We start from the raw sequence: 16,959 nt of genomic DNA, 5'->3' as shown, positions 1-16,959 counted from the left end.
CCGCGGCGTGGTGTCACGAATTCACGTGCACGAAATCCCGCAGCAGCGGATAGATCTCGTTATTCCAGCGCCGGCCTGAGAACACGCCGTAATGGCCGACGCCGGCCTGCATGTGGTGGACGCGCCGATAGGCACGCACGCCGGTGCAGAGGTCTTGGGCTGCAAGGGTCTGGCCGATCGAGCAGATGTCGTCCTTCTCGCCTTCGACCGTCATCAGCCCCATGCGGCTGACCGCCTTGGTGTTCACGGGGCGGCCGCGATGCATCAGTTTGCCTTGCGGCAACAGGTGCTCCTGGAAGACGTCGCGCACGGTCTCGATGTAGAACTCGGCCGGCAGGTCCATCACGGCGAAATATTCGTCGTAGAAGGTCTTGATGGTCGCGGCCTTGTCCTTCTCGCCCTTGGCGATGTGGTTGGCGAGGTCCATGTGCTGCTTGATGTGGCGCTCGAGGTTCATCGAGACGAAGGCGGTGAGCTGCACGAAGCCGGGATAGACTTTCCGCAGCGCGCCGCGGCACTGCATCGGCACATAGTTGATCAGATTCTGCTCGAACCATTCGATCGGCTTGCTCTTGGCGAAGTCGTTGACCCTGGTCGGCTGGATGCGGGTGTCGATCGGCCCTGCCATCAGCGTCAGCGTCGCCGGGCGCGAGGGATGGTTGTCCTCGCACATGATCGCGGCGGCCGCGAGCGCCGATACCGACGGCTGGCAGATCGCGACCATGTGCGGGCGCGGGCCGAGCTGTCCGAGGAAATCGATCAGATGCTCGGTGTAGTCGTCGAGCCCGAAGCGGCCCTCGCTGCGCGGGATGTCGCGCGGATTGTGCCAGTCGGTGATGTAGACGTCGTGGTCCTGCAGCAGCGTCTGCACGGTGCCGCGCAGCAGCGTTGCGAAATGGCCGGACATCGGCGCCACCAGCAGCATGCGCGGCTGCTCCGTCACGCCGTCCTTCCTGAAGTGCAGCAGCGAGCCGAACGGTGTCGCGTAGGCGATCTCCTCGGTGACGGCGACTTCGCGATTGCCTACCATGACGCTGTCGATGCCGTAGGCCGGGCGATGATAGGTGAGGGTGGAGCGCGAGATCAGCTCCAGCGCCGCCGACAGCCGGCCGACGACCTGATCCGACATGCCCTGCGGCACCAGATTGAGGAATCTGAGCGCGGACGAAGCCCCCGCGCGCCACGGCGCAGTCAGGTCCATCTGGTTCTGAAAGGCCTGATAATACATCGACATCATACTGAAGTGCCCACCTGTCCCCCGTCTTGATGCAATATCGAAGCCAGATGGGGCCGGACCGCCGGCAAAATTGGCACGTCGCTTGCTGCTCTTTGGGTGGGAAGGACGGGGCGCGCACGCCCGGCAGCGCGCTCCCAGGCGTGAGGGAAGGGCCATATGGCGAAGGCGACACTGACCATCAGCAGCAAGAACTACTCGTCCTGGTCGCTGCGCGGCTGGCTGCTGACGAAATTCTCCGGGCTCGATTTCGAGGAAATCGTCACCGCGCCGGACGATCCGTCGGCGCGTGCCGAAATCCTCTTGCTGTCGTCGTCGATCCTGGTGCCGTGTCTGCGGCACGACGGTGCCGTGGTCTGGGATACGCTTGCGATCGCCGAATACCTCAACGAGGCGATGCCGTCAGCCGGCCTGCTGCCTGACGACCGCGTGCAGCGCGCCCATTGCCGCTCGATCTGCGGCGAAATCCATTCCGGCTTCACCACCTTGCGCGCCTCGCTGCCCGTCAATCTGAAAGGACATTTTCCCGGCTTCAAGATCTGGTCGCGCGCCCAGGCCGACATCGACCGGGTCTGGTCGATCTGGCGCGACTGCCTGGAGAAATCCGGCGGCCCGTTCCTGTTCGGCGAGCGGCGCACCATGGCGGATGCGATGTACGCGCCCGTGGTGACGCGCTTCGTCACCTATGACGTCAAGCTCGAGCCGCAGCTGAAGGCCTACGCCGACACCGTCATGGCGATGGATGAGATGAAGGAATGGATCGCGGCGGCGAGGGAGGAGCCGGCCGAGATCGAGGAGCTCGAGGTCGAATATTAGGCAGTCCTTGCCTGGCCCTGCCTGTTTCGGGGGCGGGTGCCGGCCAGGGTGGTCTTGCGCGCTATACCCTTGTCGCGATTAACCTTTGGCGCCCGTGCCCGGCCCGGGCCATCCGCCGCGCTGCGCAGATATTGTACGCGCCGGTAGAGCCGCATCGACATCTAGCCGTGAACAGCTGCGTACGCAGCCGTTCGGCCGATTCGGACGTGATTCGTTCGGGCCGCGTTCCGAAGGTTAAGGCGGAGCGCGGCCGCGTTGCATTTTGGAACAGATATGGGCGTCAGGCGGCCCCGCGCTGCCTCACGCGCGGCAGGCGCCAGCCGATGACGGTCGCTTCCACCGCGATGCCGGCCTCGTGGTTCTGCCAGCGTCCCTCGACATAGCGGCAGGCGAACGGCAGCTGGTACGTTCCGCTGTGGTCCTCGCACAGCACTTCGAGCGCAAGCCCCGGCGGTGGTTCTCCGGCGCCGTCGAATTCCGCCAGTCGTCTATCGCGCGTTGCCATTCCAAAAATCTCCCCTAAACAAAGCCGCGGAACAGCGCCCACTTCTTCCGCGTGCCGATCATCGTTCCCCGTCCAAGGGAACGATGCAAGCTCAACGCGAGAATGCGGTACGAGTGTGGTAGCCCTGAGTGGCTGTGCGCAAAAAGCGCACATTGCCGTGATCGATTGGACGAGGAACCTCTCATGCTGCTTCGAAACGCCGGCATTTGTTTCGCAATATTGCTGCTCGCAACGCTGGCGAATGCGCAGGTGCACGCGCAGGACGTGCCCGGCATCGAGATCTGCACGGTCGAGAAGACCATGGAGCGGCGCACCAGCTGCCTGCAGAGCAATGTCGACTTCCTGCAGAAGACGATCACCAAGCTCACGCTCGACCACCAGCAGAAGCTGGATGCAGCAAACCGCCAGATCGACGCGTTGAAGACGAACCTCGTGGGCCTGCAGAAGACGCTTCTCGATCTCCAGGCCGCCCACGTGAAGACGGCCGAGGATCTGAAGAAGAAGCAGGACGCGCCGCCGGCGAAGGACGCGAAATGAGCGCGCCGGTCACGTCACGCGATATCGCTCCATCACGTCCCGATCGGGCTCATAACCGAGCCCCACGCCCGAGGGCACCGCGACATGGCCGGTGGCATCGCTGTCCGCGCGGTCGCCCCAGAGGCAGGCCTCGCGCTTGAGATAGAACATCTCGACCAGCCCGTCGTCGCGTGTCGCGAGGAGATGCAGCGTCGCGAGCAGGCCCGGACCGAAATACGGGGAGTGCGGAACGATCTTGACGCCGAGCTGATCGGCGAGCGCCGCGACCTTCAGAAATTCCGTGATGCCGCCGACCTTGGTCACCGACGGCTGGGCGTGGCTCACCGCGCCCGCCTCCATCATCTGGCGGAATTGATATTCCGTGCAGGCATTCTCGCCGGCGGCGATGCCGAGCCCGCCTTTGCTGCGGACCTCGGCGAGCGCGGCGAAGTCTTCCGGCGGCCACACCGGCTCCTCCAGGAACATCGGCCGCGCATCGCGGCACGACGTCGCGAATGCGATCGCCTGCTCGGCCGTGAGCGGGCAGTTCATGTCGACCATCAGCGGAATGGCCGGCCCGATCGCCTCCCGCGCGGCGAACACCGCAGGCGCCGTGGTCTCGTGCAGCTTGATTGCGCCATAGCCGAGCGCGAGCGCCTTCCTGCATTCGGCCGCGATGTTGTCGGGCGAGCCGATCCGCAGCAGGCTCGCATAGGCGGGAATGGCCGTGCGCCTGGTCTCGCCGAGCAGGCGATGCAGGGGCACGCCCTCGACCTTGGCAGCGAGGTCCCAGAGCGCGATGTCGAGCCCCGAGATCGCGAACATGGTGATGCCGTAGCGGCCGAACAGATGCAGATTGCGCTGGATCTGCTCCATCGCGGCGGGGATGCCGGCGGCATCGGGCACCTTCAGCCCGCGGGCCTGCGGCGCGATCATCTCCTCGACGGCGCTGCGCGTGGTGCGCGGGCAGACATAGGCGAAGGCGTCACCCCAGCCGGTCAGCCCGGCGTCGGTGGTGACCTCGACCAGCACCATGTCGAGCGCGGTGATCGCGGATGCGCCCTGGCGGAAGCTCGCAACGCCGGCGTCATAGGGGATGCGGATATGGTGTGCCCGCACATCGGTGATTTCCATGACGCGGGTTCCTCTTTCTCGTGAGCGGTTTCCAAACAGTCTAGCCGCGAACGCCAGGGCGTTGCCAGTGGCCATTCCCGGGCTATCCTCCCGCGAGGACAGCAATGCCGATCAAGCGAAGCCGGCGCTGACGGCGCATCATCGTCACGCTTCGAACGAGGGTTGAGCCGCCATGAACCCTGCCCAGCGCGCGCTCTGGTATATCGAGAGCCATCTGGCCGAGCCGATGACGCTCGACGAGATCGCTGCGATCTCGGGCGTGTCGCGGTTCCACATCGTGCGCGCGTTTGCCGCAGCCACCGGACTTCCGGTGATGCGCTATTTGCGCGCGCGGCGGCTGACAGAGGCGGCGCGTCTTCTCGCGAACGGCGCGCCTGATATCCTCAGCGTCGCGCTGGAGGCCGACTACGGCTCGCACGAAGCTTTCACCCGCGCGTTCCGCGACCAATTCGGCACCACGCCCGAAGCGGTCAGGGCGGCAATGTGCGCCAATGACCTCAAGCTTCAGGAGCCGATCCTCATGGACTCCACCATGCTCGACCATCTCGCCCCGCCGCGCTTCGAGACCGCGCGGGCGTTGCTCGTCGCCGGTCCCGGCGAGCGCATTTCTTGCGACAACGGCGCCGTCATCCCCGGCCTGTGGCACCGCTTTCATCAGGAGGTCGCCGATATTCCCTCGAGGGTCGGACAGGTCGCCTACGGCGTCTGCTGCAACGGCGACGATTCCGGCAATTTCGACTACATCGCAGGCGTCGAGGTCGCCGAGTTCTCGGACCTGCCGCGACGCTTCGCCCGCATCCGCATCCCCGAGCAGCGCTATGCCGTGTTCACGCATACCGAGCACGTCGCCTCGATCCGCCGCACCGTCAACACGATCTGGAATCGATGGCTGCCCGCCTCGGGTTTGACGGCCGCGGACGCGCCGAGTTTCGAGCGCTACGACGAGGCGTTCGATCCCGCAACCGGCAATGGCGGCTTCGAGATCTGGCTGCCGGTGAAGCCGTAGGCTTCCGCAACGCTGGCATACCATCCCGCTTGCTTGGCAAGCCGGGGTGTCTTTGTCATAACCGCAGGCAAATCTTGCGTGTGAGGCCCGTGCCGGACATCCCGTGCAAGTCATAACAATCAGCCGGGAGGGGCCCCAATGTCCACCGCCACGTCCAACGTCCGCGTTCTCGCCACCGACCTCGAATTTCCCGAAGGGCCAGTCGTGATGCCTGATGGTTCGGTGGTGCTGGTGGAGATCCGCGGCCAGCGCCTGACGCGCGTTTATCCCGACGGCCGCAAGGAGATCGTCGCGAAAATTCCGGGCGGGCCGAACGGCGCCGCCCTCGGCCCCGACGGCAAGATCTACATCTGCAACAATGGCGGCTTCTCCTGGATCCCGACCCGCAACATGATCATGCCGGGCCCGCAGCCCGACGATTACCTCGGCGGCTCGATCCAGCGCGTCGATCTGCAATCCGGCAAGGTCGAGACCGTCGTCACCAGATGCGGCGCGCACGATCTGCGCGGGCCGAACGATCTGGTGTTCGACAAGCAGGGCGGCCTTTGGTTCTCCGATCTCGGCAAGCGCCGCGCCCGCGAGATGGACGTCGGCGGCATGTACTACCTCAAGCCTGGGATGACCGAGCTGGTCGAGGTCGTGCACGGCATATTGCCGGCGAACGGCATCGGGCTGTCGCCGGATGAGTATACCGTCTACATCGCGGAGACGCCGACCGGCCGGCTCTGGGCCTACGAGCTCTCCGCGCCCGGCACGCTGAAGCCGCGCGACGTGATCTATCGCGGCGAGCGGGGTAAGCCGATCTGCGGCCTCGGCGGCTACCAGATGTTCGACTCGCTCGCGGTGGAGGCGAACGGCAATGTCTGCGTCGCCACCCTCGTTTCCGGCTGCATCTCGGTGATCGCGCCCGACGGCACGCTGGTCGAGCAGGTCCCGACCGGCGACCGCGTCACCACCAACATCGCCTTCGGCGGCCCCGCGCTGAAGACCGCCTACATCACGCTATCGGGCAAGGGCGAGCTCGTCGCCATGGACTGGCCGCGTGGCGGTTTGCCGTTGAACTTTTTGAACAAGTGAATGTATCTGGACGAGCCGTGCCAATACATCCGTCGTCATTCCGGGATGCGTGCGCCAGCACGCAGGCCCGGAATCCATAACCCCGGGCGGTGGTTATGGATTCCGGGCTCGCCGCTTCGCGTCGCCCCGGAATGACAGCAGTCAATATGGAGTGAGAAATGCCCTGGCCCGATCCCATCACCCTGCGTGGACAGCACGCCCGTCTCGAGCCGCTGTCGCAGCAGCATCTCGACGGGCTGGTGACGGCCGTGAAGGATGGCGAGCTGTCAAAGCTCTGGTACACCGCGATCCCGCTGCCGGACAACATGGCCAAGGAGATCGACCGGCGCCTGGGGCTGCAGGCTGCGGGCTCGATGCTGCCGTTCACCGTGTTCGACGCCGGCGGCAACATCGTCGGCATGACCACTTACATGAACATCGATGCCGCCAACCGCCGCGTCGAGATCGGCTCGACCTGGTACGGCAAGAGCGCGCAGCGCGGCCCGCTCAACACGCAGTGCAAGCTTTTGCTGCTGCGCCACGCCTTCGAGACGCTGAACTGCATCGCGGTCGAATTCCGCACCCATTTCTTCAACCACCAGAGCCGCCGCGCCATCGAGCGCCTGGGCGCCAAGCAGGACGGCATTTTGCGCAGCCATCAGGTCGCGCCGAACGGCAGCTTGCGCGACACTGTGGTCTACAGCATCACCGCCGCCGAATGGCCGACGGTGCGGACGCATCTGGAATTTCAACTCAACGACAAGCCGCGCTAGGAGCGGCCGAGGCACCATGGACAGATTTGATTATGTGATCGTCGGCGCGGGCTCTGCGGGTTGCGTGCTCACCAGCCGGCTGAGCGAAGACCCCAACGTCAGCGTCTGCGTGCTGGAAGCCGGCCCGTCCGACTGGCATCCCTACATCCATCTGCCGGCGGGCTTCATCAAGACCTTCCACATGAAGAGCATCAACTGGGCCTATCAGCAGGAGCCGGGGCCCTGGACCGGCGGGCGCAGCATCTATGCGCCGCGTGGCAAGACGCTCGGCGGCTCCTCCTCGATCAACGGCCACATCTACAACCGCGGCCAGCGCATGGATTTTGACACCTGGGCGCAGATGGGCAATCGCGGCTGGGGCTATGCCGACGTGCTGCCTTACTTCAAGCGGCTGGAGAAGCGGGTCGGCGAGGGCGACAGCACCTTCCGCGGCCGCGACGGCAAGCTCACGGTCACGACCATGGAGTGGCGCGACCCGCTCTGCGAGGCCTTCATGGAAGGCGCGGTCTCGCTCGGCATCCCGCGCAACCCCGACTATAACGGCGCCAAGCAAGAGGGCGTCTCGTACTGCCAGCGCACCATCGACAAGGGCCTGCGCGTCTCCGGCTCGACCGCCTTCCTCAAGCCCGCGATGAAGCGGCCCAACGTGCATGTGCATACGCACGCGCATGCCACCGAGATCATCTTCGAGGGCAAGCGCGCCGTCGGCGTGCGCTACACCAAGGGCGGCCGGGGCGGCACGCCGGTGGAGGTGCGCGCCAACAAGGAAGTCATCCTGTCGGGCGGCACCTATAACTCGCCGCAGCTCTTGCAGCTCTCCGGCGTCGGCTCGCCGGACCTGCTGGCCGCGCACGGCATCGCAGTGCGTCACGCGCTGCCGGTCGGTGAAGGCCTGCAGGACCACTACGCCCCCCGCACGGTGGCGCGCGTCAAGGACATCAAGACCATCAACGAGCTCCGCCGCGGTGTCTCGCTGTGGATCGAGGCGTTGAAATGGGCGACCGCGCGCCGCGGCCTGCTCTCGCTGTCGCCGACCATGGTTTATTGCTTCTGGCACTCCGGCGAGAGTGCCGACTCATCCGACCTCCAGCTCACCTTCACGCCGGCGTCCTACAAGGAAGGCGTGCAGGGCCAGCTCGAAGACGAGCCCGGCATGACGGTCGCCTCCTGGCAGCAGCGCCCGGAGAGCCGCGGCTATGTCCGCATCCGCTCCAATGATCCCTTCGCGCCGCCGATCATCCAGACCAACTATCTCGACGCCGAGCTCGACCGCCGCGTCATCGTCGGCGGCATGAAGCTCGCGCGGCGCCTGCTCAAGAGTGCGCCGCTCTCGCCTTATTACGCCTACGAGGATTTCCCCGGTCCCAACATCAACACCGACGACGAGTTTTTGGCGGCCGCCACCGAGCGTGGCACCACCACATTCCACCCCGGCTGCACCTGCCGCATGGGCCCGGCGGATTCGACCTGGGCGGTGGTCGACGACCAGCTCCGCGTCCACGGCCTCGAAGGTCTCCGCGTCATCGACGCCTCCGTGATGCCGCGCATGATCTCGGCCAACTTGAATGCGTCGACGATGATGATCGCGGATCGTGCCTCGGACCTGATCCGTGGCAAGGCGCCGATGGAAGCCGCAAGGATTCCGGACGCCGCGGTGGCGTGAGGATCTGCGTAGGGTGGGTTAGCTAGCGGGCTGCGCGAAGCGCAGTTCGCTGGCGTAACCCACCACTTCTGCCGATGCGGAAACGGAAGAGGTGGGTTACGCTGACGCTAACCCACCCTACGAGCTATTTTGTAGCTACAAGATATTGACAGACGGCTAAATCGTAGCTACATTAAAGGCAATGAAGATCGTCTGGGACGAACCGAAGCGGCTCGCCAACTTCGACAAGCACGGGCTGGACTTTGCCGATCTCAACGAAGCGTTCTTCGACACCGCGCTGGTCATTCCCTCGCACAACAAGAGCAAGCGCTGGATCGCGGTCGGCGTGAGCATCCGTGGCGTCATTGTTGTCGTATTCGCCCGGCTCGGCCGCGAGGGCGTCAGCATCATCAGCATGCGACCGGCAAGCCGCAGCGAAAGGAAACTCTATGCCGAACGCTAGGAAGAAGTCAGGCTACACAAAGAGGGACCTGCGCGCAGTCAGCGATAATCCGGAGCTGACAAAGGCGGACTTTGCCAAGGCGCGACCGTTTGCCGAGGTCTTCCCAGATCTCGGCGCATCCATCCGGAAGGGCCGCGGCCCGAACAAGGCGCCGACGAAGAAGCTCGTCTCGTTGCGCCTCAGCCCGGAGGTGGTCGAGCATTTCAAGTCGACCGGGCCGGGCTGGCAATCGCGGATCGACGAGACCTTGCGCAAGGCGGTCAAGCGCAAGGCGCCGTGATGGCCGAGATGGGCGATGCGGAGGGATGTTGCCCCGCGATCTTCGGGGGAAGCCTGAACAATCCATCTTTCGTGTCCCGTCGGGCAAAACACCCGCAACCCGTCAACCCCTTCTCGCAAAAATATTCCACTTTACCGAAATTCGGAATTGCGGCATACATCGAAGCAGCCCGGCCCGACGAAGAGGGGCGGTTCGCGAGTCGTTCGAAACGCGGGCCGGGTTGCGGTGGACGCGGCAGCGTCGTGCGCGAGAGGCGTGGGCAGGGCGGGTAGTCCCTGTGAGCCCGAGGCTTCGTGCGGACGAGCGGCGCTGAAGTCCGGCGAAGCCTCTTGGCGAAGCCGGATGAGCTGCGTACGGCAAAACCGTGTGGTCCTGGCCGTCGTTGCTACGGTCAAGCCTGTCGCGGAGATGTGCGCGAGCCCAACCGGGCAGACGGCATCATCCAATTCGCGGGGCGAGGGAGGCCAGAGGGAAAGTTCGGCTCCCGGGAGATCACGGCATAAGCCGTCCGACCATCGCGCAGGGAAGGCCGTGTGTTCGGCCGCACCTGTATGCCGCTGTGCAGTCCTTTTGCGCTATCTGCGCACAGCGGACCGCGGGTGCCAAGCCGGCACCCGGCCTTCCCTGCGCCCTCTTTCCTTGGGGGCGACGGAGAGAGCAAAGCTCGGGCGAGATGCGTCGCGAGGCTGCGAAGGTGTGTCTGCGATTCAAAATGCGAGTCGGAAGGGCAACTGCTGCCTCATACTCCGTCATTGCGAGCGCAGCTAAGCAATCCAGACTGTCACCGCGGAGGGATTCCGGATTGCTTCGCTGCGCTCGCAATGACGGTGTGGAGAAAGCGGCGCACCGAACTCTACTCTCGTGCCCCGGACGCAGCGCAGCGTCTCTTGACGGTGCGCTGCAGAGCCGGGGCCCATGTCGCCGCATTGTACCGTGTCGCCTACTGGGTCCCGGCTCTGCGCAGCAGCGTTGCACGCTGCAGCGCGTCCGGGACACGGGAAGGTCACACTTCCCGTCTGCTCAAAAATGCCAGCCGCTCGAACAGATGCACGTCCTGCTCGTTCTTCAGCAGCGCGCCGTGCAGCGGCGGGATCAGCTTGCGCGGGTCGCGCTCGCGCAGCTGCTCGACGCTCATGTCCTCGTTGAGCAGCAGCTTGAGCCAGTCCAGAAGCTCCGACGTGGACGGCTTCTTCTTCAGGCCGGGCACCTCGCGCACCTCGAAGAAGATGCGCAGCGCTTCCTCGACCAGGCGCTTCTTGATGCCGGGGAAGTGGACGTCGACGATGCGGCCCATCGTGTCGGCGTCGGGGAACTTGATGTAGTGGAAGAAGCAGCGGCGCAGGAACGCGTCCGGCAGCTCCTTCTCGTTGTTGGAGGTGATCATCATGATCGGGCGCTGCTTGGCCTTGATCGTCTCGCCGGTCTCGTAGACATGGAATTCCATGCGGTCGAGCTCGAGCAGGAGGTCGTTCGGGAATTCGATGTCGGCCTTGTCGATCTCGTCGATCAAGAGCACCGGCCGCTGCTCGGCGGTGAAGGCGTCCCACAGCTTGCCGCGCTTGATGTAGTTCTTGATGTCAGACACCCTGCTATCACCGAGCTGGCTGTCGCGCAGGCGCGACACCGCGTCGTATTCGTAGAGGCCCTGCTGCGCCTTGGTGGTGGACTTGATGTGCCAGGTCAGCAGCGGCGCGTTCAGAGCCTTCGCGACTTCCTCCGCCAGCACCGTCTTGCCGGTGCCGGGCTCACCCTTGATGAGGAGCGGGCGCTCGAGCACGATCGAGGCATTGACGGCGACCTTGAGATCGTCGGTCGCAACATAGTCCTTGGTGCCGGTAAATTTCATCGCGTGTCCTTGGGTCATCGTCGGCGAGAGGCGTCGGCCCCGTCGCGACAAGCGAACGGCCGCTCGCGGCGGCTGTTCCTGGTTCGGTCAGGCTTTCAGACCCGTTTTATCAGCGAAAGGATGACGAGCACAATCACCGCGCCGATCGTGGCGTCCACGATGGCGCCGACCGTGCCCGTTGCCAGCTGGATGTGCAGCTGGGGCAACACCCAGCTTGCGACCAGCGCACCGATGATGCCGACGACGATGTTGCCGATCAGTCCAAATCCCGCCCCGTGGACAATCTTGCCCGCAAGCCAGCCCGCGATCGCACCGATGATGAGTGCTGCGACAATTCCCATTGCAAACGTCCCCAAAACAACCCCGTGAGGGCCCCAATTCTAGAGCAAAAAGCTTCGCGGTCCAGCACCCCGCGGCGGTCTCCGCCCCTTGACGTCAGCCACCCGACGGGCAATCTGTCACCCATGTTCCTGCAATTCTTCACTTCTCTGCGCGATGCGCAGGTCCCCGTGACGCTGCGCGAATACCTCACGCTGATGGAGGCGCTCGACGCTGACCTGTCGGATTATTCGGTGGAGAATTTCTACTACCTGTCGCGCACCTCGCTGGTGAAGGACGAGCGCAACCTCGACAAGTTCGACCGCGTCTTCGGCACGGTGTTCAAGGGGCTGGAAAACCTGCTCGACGCCATGGAGAAGGCGGAGATCCCCGAGGAGTGGCTGAAGAAGCTCGCCGAAAAATACCTGACTGACGAAGAGAAGAAGCAGATCGAGGCCATGGGCTGGGACAAGCTCATGGAGACCCTGAAGAAGCGCCTCGAAGAGCAGAAGGGGCGGCACCAGGGGGGCTCGAAGTGGATCGGCACCGCCGGCACCTCGCCGTTCGGCGCCCACGGTTACAATCCCGAGGGCGTGCGCATCGGCCAGGAGAAGAACCGCAACAACCACGCCGTGAAGGTGTGGGACAAGCGCGAGTTCAAGGACCTCGACGGCAATGTCGAGCTCGGCATCCGCAACATCAAGGTGGCGCTGCGCCGCCTGCGCAAATTCGCGCGCACCGGCGCACCCGACGAGCTCGATCTCGACACCACCATCCGCGAGACCGCCAATCACGGCTATCTCGACGTCCACATGCGCCCCGAGCGGCGCAATGCGGTGAAGCTTTTGGTGTTCTTCGACATCGGCGGCTCCATGGACGCGCATATCGAGCAGGTCGAGGAGCTGTTCTCGGCGGCGAAGAGCGAGTTCAAGCACATGGAGTATTTCTACTTCCACAACTGCCTCTATGAGGGCGTGTGGAAGCAGAACAAGCGCCGCTTCACCGACCGCACGCCGACCTGGGACGTGCTGCACAAATACCCGCACGACTACAAGATCGTGTTCGTCGGCGATGCGTCGATGAGCCCGTACGAGATCATGGTGCCCGGCGGCTCGGTCGAGCATGTCAACGAGGAGCCGGGCTCGGTCTGGCTCGACCGCATCATCCGCACCTATCCGCATGCGGTGTGGCTCAATCCGGTCGCTCAGAAGCATTGGGACTATTCGGAATCGACCACCATCATCAAACGCATTTTTGCGAACCGCATGTACCCGATCACGATCGAGGGGCTTGAGGGTGCGATGAAGGAATTGACGCACTAGCTTCCGCCGTCATTCCGGGGCGCCCGAAGGGCGAGCCCGGAATCCATCGGGCCGCAGTGCGTGTAGAGGAATGGATTCCGGGCTCGCGCTGCGCGCGCCCCGGAATGACAACAAGAGGGAAGACCCATGCCCCAAAACATCACCCGCGGCATCAAGGCGCTGATCGACGAGGCCAATGCCGAGATCGAGACGCTCAACGCCAAGGACGCCATCGAGATCTCCAAGAATGGCGACGTCGTCATCGTCGACATCCGCGACCCTCGCGAGATCGAGCGCGACGGTCGCATCCCCGGCGCGTTCGCCTGCACGCGCGGCATGCTGGAATTCTGGATCGACCCGCAGAGCCCCTACGCCAAGCCGGTCTTCCAGGAGGACAAGAAGTTCGTCTTCCACTGCGCCGGGGGCCTGCGCTCCGCACTCGCGGCCAAGACCGCGCAGGACATGGGCCTGAAGCCCGTCGCCCACATCGCCGGCGGCTACGCCGCCTGGCGCGATGCCGGTGGGCCGACGGAAGCGTGGGAACCGAAGAAGAAGGGGTGAATTGGATACCGCGCGTACCACACACTCCGTCATGGCCGGGCCTGTCCCGGCCATCCACGTTCTTGCTCGCGCGCCGAAAGACGTGGATGCCCGGGACAAGCCCGGGCATGACGACCGACAAAGTTGCCAGAGAGTACATCAATGACTGACACCCCCACCGACCCCCTCGTCTCCACCGAATGGCTCGCCGCGCACATCAACGATTCCAACGTCAAAGTGCTCGACGCCAGCTTCAAGCTGCCGGGCGTGCTGCCGCTGCCCAAGGACGATTATCTCGCCGCGCACCTGCCCGGCGCCGTGTTCTTCGACGTCGATGCGGTGTCGGATCATTCCAACCCGCTGCCGCACATGTATCCGAGCGCCGAGCAGTTCGGCCGTGACATCGGCAATCTCGGCATCTCCAACGCCGACACCGTCGTGCTCTACGATGCCGGCGGCTGGGTCGCCGCGCCCCGCGCCTGGTGGATGTTCCTGGCCTTCGGCCATAGCAACGTGCGCATCCTCAATGGCGGCCTGAAGAAGTGGCGCGCCGAGGGGCGAGCGGTCGAGAGCGGCGAGGTGAAGCCGAAGCCAGCGACGTTCAAGGCGAGCTACGATTCAAATCGCGTGCGCAGCATGCAGCAGCTGATCGCCAATGTGGAAAGCCGTGCCGAGCAGGTGATCGACGCGCGCGCCGGCGACCGCTTCGAGGGCCGCGCCCCCGAGCCGCGCGCCGGCATCCGCTCCGGCCACATCCCCGGCGCGCGCAACGTGCCCTACAATCAGCTGTTCGATGCCGCGACCGGCACGATGAAGCCGCTCGAGGACTTGCGCGCCGCCTTCACGAGCGCCGGCGTCAAGCTCGATGCGCCGATCGTGACGAGCTGCGGCTCGGGCGTCTCAGCCGGGGTGCTGACGCTCGCGCTCTATCGCCTTGGGATCACCGACACCGCGCTCTATGACGGCTCGTGGTCGGAATGGGGCCAGGAGGGCGGCCCGGCCATCGCGACCGGGCCGGCGTGAGCGTCACGATGACGGTGCGCGCCCTCGCGCTCTCGACGCCTTGAGCGCGCGCCTCGAAGGATGGCCACAAGCGAAATCGCTCCCGCAAGCGGGGCGCGGTGAAGATCACCGCGTGCGCGTTGTCGTCGTCGCAAACGTCTGCGGCTGGCCGAACGGATCGAGCTGCTGCTGCAACTGCTGAGGCGGCGGACGACGCACCACGCGATGCCGCTTCTTGGCCTTCGCCTTGCGCTTGGTCGCCTTGTCGTCGGCCTTGGTATCTGCCTTGCTCTCGGTCTTGGCCTTCGCCGGCGCATCCTTCACGGCCGTCGTCGCCGGCTCGTTCAAAGCGGCCAGCTTGGCCGAGGCGGCATCGAGTGCGGAGGAGGCCACGGCCGCGCTGGGATCGACCGGCGCTGGCTCGCTGGCGGTCGCGGCAGGCTCGGCCGCGGGGATCGACGCCGTGGTGTCGGCCGGGGTGAGCGTGTCGGCGGGCGCCGGCGCTGCGGCCTCCGTCGTCGTCTCGGCCTTCGTTGTCTCGGCCTTGGCCGGTTCTGCGACCGGGACGTCAGCCGGAGGTGCCGCGACCTGGGACTGGGCCTCGGTCTCGGTCGTCAGCACGGCGACCTGGTCGGGCTCGCTTTCGGGTAGTCCAATGGTCGGCACCTTGTCGCGCAGCGACGGCTCGGGCTCGGCGGTCGGCTCCGGCTCCGCGCGGAGGACCGCGAGCACCGGCTGGGCCGGCTCGGGAGCCTGCGCGAACACCTGCTCCTGCGGGCCGTTCCGCCAGGAGGGGTTGCTGACATACTGCTCGTGGCTCGCCCGCAGCAGTGCGGCGGCGCCCAGGCCGAACACCAGGATGGAGACTGACAGCAGGATCGCGGCAAACAGGAAGCGAAAGCCGGGAAGCATCGAGCGATTGCGAATTTCCGCCCCGGCGGCGAAGAGGCCAGGGCCCAAGAGCCATCTGAACGCGGTGACGGTACTGTTTGCCGCGTTCGCCACGCGGGGATCGGGAGCTCAAATGGGCGGCGAATCAGGCTGATTCGAACATACCGCAACGATTCCGACCCGTTCCGCAAAAAACGGGGCCGAAGACTCCGGCAATTGACGCCATGAGCTGATTTCCGCCCCGTGATGCAACGGGGCAACGGTAGTCTTGCGGATCACAAATCGGCAGGTCCCGCGCAAATAAGCCTGATATGTCTTGAATGTGCCGCTATCTTCGGCCATCTGGCCGTTAACGGTCCGATCGGGCTTGGGGACTATACAAGAGCGATGATGATCAAACATTTTCTGACGATATGCGCTGCCGCAACAGTCGCTGCGGCGGGAACCTCGCTCGCGCAGGCTCAGAGCTATCCGGTTCAGCAGGCGCCGAGCTACGGCGCCCCGGCCGAATATCGGCCCGGCGACCGCACGCCGAATTTCGACGCGCTGGAAGATGACGACGACGCGATGCCGCAGGCATCGTTGCCGCCGCCCGGCCCAGCCGACGATCCGCGCTATGGCCGTCCGGTCGGTGCTCCCCCGGTCTACTCGGCCGCGCCGCCGCAGGGTCCGGTGATGTCGCCGGATGATCCGCGTTATGGCCGCCCGACTGGGGCGCCGGTCTATTCGGCCGCACCGTCGCAGGGCCCCGTGATGTCGCCCGACGATCCCCGCTACGGCCGCCCCGCGGGTCCGCCGCCAGTGATCTATGCCAATCGTCCGGGCCAGCAGGGGCAGGCTCCCGCCGGTGACGGCATGCGTCCGCCGGAGGCCGTTGGTGGTCCCGCCGCGACCGGAACGGTCCAGGCCGGGCAGCCGCCGGTCGGCGCTGACGGAAGGCCGATGACGATGGCCGCGCTGCCGCCTGAGGAGCAGCCCGATGCTGCGCCGGTGCAGCTGCCGCAGAACCTGCGCCGCCAGGAGGTCTCGTTCCAGACCAAGGAGCCCGCGGGCACCCTCGTGGTCGATACCCCCAACACCTACCTCTATTACGTGCTCGGTGGCGGCCGAGCGATCCGCTACGGCGTCCGCGTCGGCCGCGACGGCTTCACCTGGACCGGCGTGCAGAAGATCACCCGCAAGGCCGAGTGGCCGGATTGGCATCCGCCGACCGAGATGATCGAGCGCCAGCCCTATCTGCCGCGTTTCATGGCCGGCGGCCCCGGCAATCCGCTCGGCGCCCGCGCGATGTATCTCGGCTCGACCGTCTACCGCATCCACGGCACCAACCAGCCCTCGACCATCGGCAAGTTCGTCTCGTCCGGCTGCATCGGCATGCTGAACGAGGACGTCTCCGACCTGTTCGATCGCGTCAAGGTCGGCACCCGCGTGGTGGTGATGCCGGGTGGTCCGCCGCCGGGAACCGCGACGGCGTCCGCCGCGCCGGCGCCCGGTCCTGCCGCAGGTCCGGCTCCGATGGCCGCGCAGGCCGGTCCGGTCCCGGGCACGCAGCCGACCGTGGTGCCGCCGCTACCCGCGCCGGTCACCGTGCGCTAAGCGCGCCGCGAGGCAATTCAGATTGCGAAGGGCGTGCCAT

18 protein-coding genes are annotated in these 16,959 nt (G+C 65.5%); 12 read left to right on the top strand and 6 right to left on the bottom strand.

Annotation, left to right across the window (positions count from 1 at the left end; all coding sequences use genetic code 11):
• Nucleotides 1-13: 13 nt before the first annotated feature.
• A complete protein-coding gene (locus tag XH81_RS33290; RefSeq protein ID WP_028145622.1) occupies nt 14-1,237 on the bottom strand; it encodes a polyhydroxyalkanoate depolymerase in 1,224 nt (407 codons plus the stop codon).
• Nucleotides 1,238-1,393: 156 nt separating this feature from the next.
• On the opposite strand from XH81_RS33290, the gene XH81_RS33285 reads away from it, so the two are divergent.
• A complete protein-coding gene (locus XH81_RS33285) occupies nt 1,394-2,050 on the top strand; it encodes a glutathione S-transferase family protein (protein ID WP_028145621.1) in 657 nt (218 codons plus the stop codon).
• Nucleotides 2,051-2,330: 280 nt separating this feature from the next.
• Here the strand turns inward: XH81_RS33285 and XH81_RS33280 are convergent, their stop codons facing one another.
• Complete coding sequence (locus XH81_RS33280; protein ID WP_018318578.1) at nt 2,331-2,555, bottom strand: hypothetical protein; 225 nt, start codon at nt 2,553-2,555, stop codon at nt 2,331-2,333.
• Between the two features lie 183 nt (nt 2,556-2,738).
• On the opposite strand from XH81_RS33280, the gene XH81_RS33275 reads away from it, so the two are divergent.
• A complete protein-coding gene (locus XH81_RS33275) occupies nt 2,739-3,092 on the top strand; it encodes a hypothetical protein (RefSeq protein WP_028145620.1) in 354 nt (117 codons plus the stop codon).
• 9 nt (nt 3,093-3,101) lie between these two features.
• On the opposite strand, the gene XH81_RS33270 is transcribed toward XH81_RS33275, so the two are convergent.
• Nucleotides 3,102-4,205, bottom strand: a complete 1,104-nt coding sequence (locus XH81_RS33270; RefSeq protein ID WP_028145619.1) for a mandelate racemase/muconate lactonizing enzyme family protein — start codon at nt 4,203-4,205, stop codon at nt 3,102-3,104.
• A 172-nt stretch (nt 4,206-4,377) separates the two neighbouring features.
• On the opposite strand from XH81_RS33270, the gene XH81_RS33265 reads away from it, so the two are divergent.
• From XH81_RS33265 to XH81_RS33240, 6 genes are all read left to right on the top strand, one after another.
• On the top strand, nt 4,378-5,211 hold the full coding sequence (locus tag XH81_RS33265) for an AraC family transcriptional regulator (protein WP_028145618.1): 834 nt from the start codon (nt 4,378-4,380) through the stop codon (nt 5,209-5,211).
• Nucleotides 5,212-5,349: 138 nt separating this feature from the next.
• Nucleotides 5,350-6,288, top strand: a complete 939-nt coding sequence (locus XH81_RS33260) for an SMP-30/gluconolactonase/LRE family protein (protein WP_028145617.1) — start codon at nt 5,350-5,352, stop codon at nt 6,286-6,288.
• Between the two features lie 158 nt (nt 6,289-6,446).
• On the top strand, nt 6,447-7,040 hold the full coding sequence (locus tag XH81_RS33255) for a GNAT family N-acetyltransferase (RefSeq protein ID WP_028145616.1): 594 nt from the start codon (nt 6,447-6,449) through the stop codon (nt 7,038-7,040).
• 16 nt (nt 7,041-7,056) lie between these two features.
• Nucleotides 7,057-8,703, top strand: coding sequence for a GMC family oxidoreductase (locus XH81_RS33250; RefSeq protein WP_028145615.1), 1,647 nt, complete (start codon nt 7,057-7,059; stop codon nt 8,701-8,703).
• Nucleotides 8,704-8,884: 181 nt separating this feature from the next.
• Complete coding sequence (locus tag XH81_RS33245) at nt 8,885-9,145, top strand: BrnT family toxin (protein WP_028145614.1); 261 nt, start codon at nt 8,885-8,887, stop codon at nt 9,143-9,145.
• A complete protein-coding gene (locus tag XH81_RS33240; protein WP_028145613.1) occupies nt 9,132-9,425 on the top strand; it encodes a BrnA antitoxin family protein in 294 nt (97 codons plus the stop codon). Before XH81_RS33245 ends, XH81_RS33240 begins: the two co-directional genes overlap by 14 nt.
• 1,003 nt (nt 9,426-10,428) lie before the next feature.
• On the opposite strand, the gene XH81_RS33235 is transcribed toward XH81_RS33240, so the two are convergent.
• Together XH81_RS33235 and XH81_RS33230 are read right to left on the bottom strand one after the other, a co-directional pair.
• Nucleotides 10,429-11,271 carry an AAA family ATPase gene (locus XH81_RS33235; protein ID WP_028145612.1) on the bottom strand — a complete coding sequence of 281 codons (843 nt, stop codon included), beginning with the start codon at nt 11,269-11,271 and terminating at the stop codon, nt 10,429-10,431.
• Between the two features lie 95 nt (nt 11,272-11,366).
• On the bottom strand, nt 11,367-11,612 hold the full coding sequence (locus tag XH81_RS33230) for a GlsB/YeaQ/YmgE family stress response membrane protein (protein ID WP_018318587.1): 246 nt from the start codon (nt 11,610-11,612) through the stop codon (nt 11,367-11,369).
• 123 nt (nt 11,613-11,735) lie between these two features.
• Here XH81_RS33230 and XH81_RS33225 point away from each other — a divergent pair, with 123 nt between their 5' ends.
• The 3 genes from XH81_RS33225 (at nt 11,736) to sseA (ending at nt 14,453) form a co-directional block, all read left to right on the top strand.
• Nucleotides 11,736-12,911, top strand: coding sequence for a vWA domain-containing protein (locus tag XH81_RS33225; RefSeq protein WP_271596763.1), 1,176 nt, complete (start codon nt 11,736-11,738; stop codon nt 12,909-12,911).
• A gap of 126 nt (nt 12,912-13,037) precedes the next feature.
• Nucleotides 13,038-13,451 carry a rhodanese-like domain-containing protein gene (locus tag XH81_RS33220; protein WP_028145610.1) on the top strand — a complete coding sequence of 138 codons (414 nt, stop codon included), beginning with the start codon at nt 13,038-13,040 and terminating at the stop codon, nt 13,449-13,451.
• Nucleotides 13,452-13,592: 141 nt separating this feature from the next.
• The gene (gene sseA / locus XH81_RS33215; protein WP_028145609.1) at nt 13,593-14,453 is read left to right on the top strand and encodes a 3-mercaptopyruvate sulfurtransferase; all 861 of its coding nucleotides are present in this window, start codon (nt 13,593-13,595) and stop codon (nt 14,451-14,453) included.
• 105 nt (nt 14,454-14,558) lie between these two features.
• Here sseA and XH81_RS33210 read toward each other — a convergent pair whose 3' ends face one another.
• Nucleotides 14,559-15,344 (bottom strand): hypothetical protein, encoded by a 786-nt coding sequence (locus XH81_RS33210; RefSeq protein WP_028145608.1) that lies wholly within the window; start codon nt 15,342-15,344, stop codon nt 14,559-14,561.
• A gap of 369 nt (nt 15,345-15,713) precedes the next feature.
• On the opposite strand from XH81_RS33210, the gene XH81_RS33205 reads away from it, so the two are divergent.
• Nucleotides 15,714-16,919, top strand: a complete 1,206-nt coding sequence (locus tag XH81_RS33205; RefSeq protein WP_028145607.1) for a L,D-transpeptidase family protein — start codon at nt 15,714-15,716, stop codon at nt 16,917-16,919.
• The last annotated feature ends 40 nt before the right edge of the window (nt 16,920-16,959 follow it).

This window comes from Bradyrhizobium sp. CCBAU 25360, assembly GCF_028128695.1.
GTDB lineage: Bacteria > Pseudomonadota > Alphaproteobacteria > Rhizobiales > Xanthobacteraceae > Bradyrhizobium > Bradyrhizobium ottawaense.
The sequence above is the reverse complement of the archived record's forward strand: the minus strand, read 5'-3'. Positions and strand labels throughout refer to the sequence as shown.

Coding starts and splice junctions, on each gene's coding strand:
- XH81_RS33290 (WP_028145622.1), bottom strand. CDS start 1,237: ATGATGTCGATGTATTATCAGGCCTTTCAGAACCAGATGGACCTGACT.
- XH81_RS33285 (WP_028145621.1), top strand. CDS start 1,394: ATGGCGAAGGCGACACTGACCATCAGCAGCAAGAACTACTCGTCCTGG.
- XH81_RS33280 (WP_018318578.1), bottom strand. CDS start 2,555: ATGGCAACGCGCGATAGACGACTGGCGGAATTCGACGGCGCCGGAGAA.
- XH81_RS33275 (WP_028145620.1), top strand. CDS start 2,739: ATGCTGCTTCGAAACGCCGGCATTTGTTTCGCAATATTGCTGCTCGCA.
- XH81_RS33270 (WP_028145619.1), bottom strand. CDS start 4,205: ATGGAAATCACCGATGTGCGGGCACACCATATCCGCATCCCCTATGAC.
- XH81_RS33265 (WP_028145618.1), top strand. CDS start 4,378: ATGAACCCTGCCCAGCGCGCGCTCTGGTATATCGAGAGCCATCTGGCC.
- XH81_RS33260 (WP_028145617.1), top strand. CDS start 5,350: ATGTCCACCGCCACGTCCAACGTCCGCGTTCTCGCCACCGACCTCGAA.
- XH81_RS33255 (WP_028145616.1), top strand. CDS start 6,447: ATGCCCTGGCCCGATCCCATCACCCTGCGTGGACAGCACGCCCGTCTC.
- XH81_RS33250 (WP_028145615.1), top strand. CDS start 7,057: ATGGACAGATTTGATTATGTGATCGTCGGCGCGGGCTCTGCGGGTTGC.
- XH81_RS33245 (WP_028145614.1), top strand. CDS start 8,885: ATGAAGATCGTCTGGGACGAACCGAAGCGGCTCGCCAACTTCGACAAG.
- XH81_RS33240 (WP_028145613.1), top strand. CDS start 9,132: ATGCCGAACGCTAGGAAGAAGTCAGGCTACACAAAGAGGGACCTGCGC.
- XH81_RS33235 (WP_028145612.1), bottom strand. CDS start 11,271: ATGAAATTTACCGGCACCAAGGACTATGTTGCGACCGACGATCTCAAG.
- XH81_RS33230 (WP_018318587.1), bottom strand. CDS start 11,612: ATGGGAATTGTCGCAGCACTCATCATCGGTGCGATCGCGGGCTGGCTT.
- XH81_RS33225 (WP_271596763.1), top strand. CDS start 11,736: ATGTTCCTGCAATTCTTCACTTCTCTGCGCGATGCGCAGGTCCCCGTG.
- XH81_RS33220 (WP_028145610.1), top strand. CDS start 13,038: ATGCCCCAAAACATCACCCGCGGCATCAAGGCGCTGATCGACGAGGCC.
- sseA (WP_028145609.1), top strand. CDS start 13,593: ATGACTGACACCCCCACCGACCCCCTCGTCTCCACCGAATGGCTCGCC.
- XH81_RS33210 (WP_028145608.1), bottom strand. CDS start 15,344: ATGCTTCCCGGCTTTCGCTTCCTGTTTGCCGCGATCCTGCTGTCAGTC.
- XH81_RS33205 (WP_028145607.1), top strand. CDS start 15,714: ATGATCAAACATTTTCTGACGATATGCGCTGCCGCAACAGTCGCTGCG.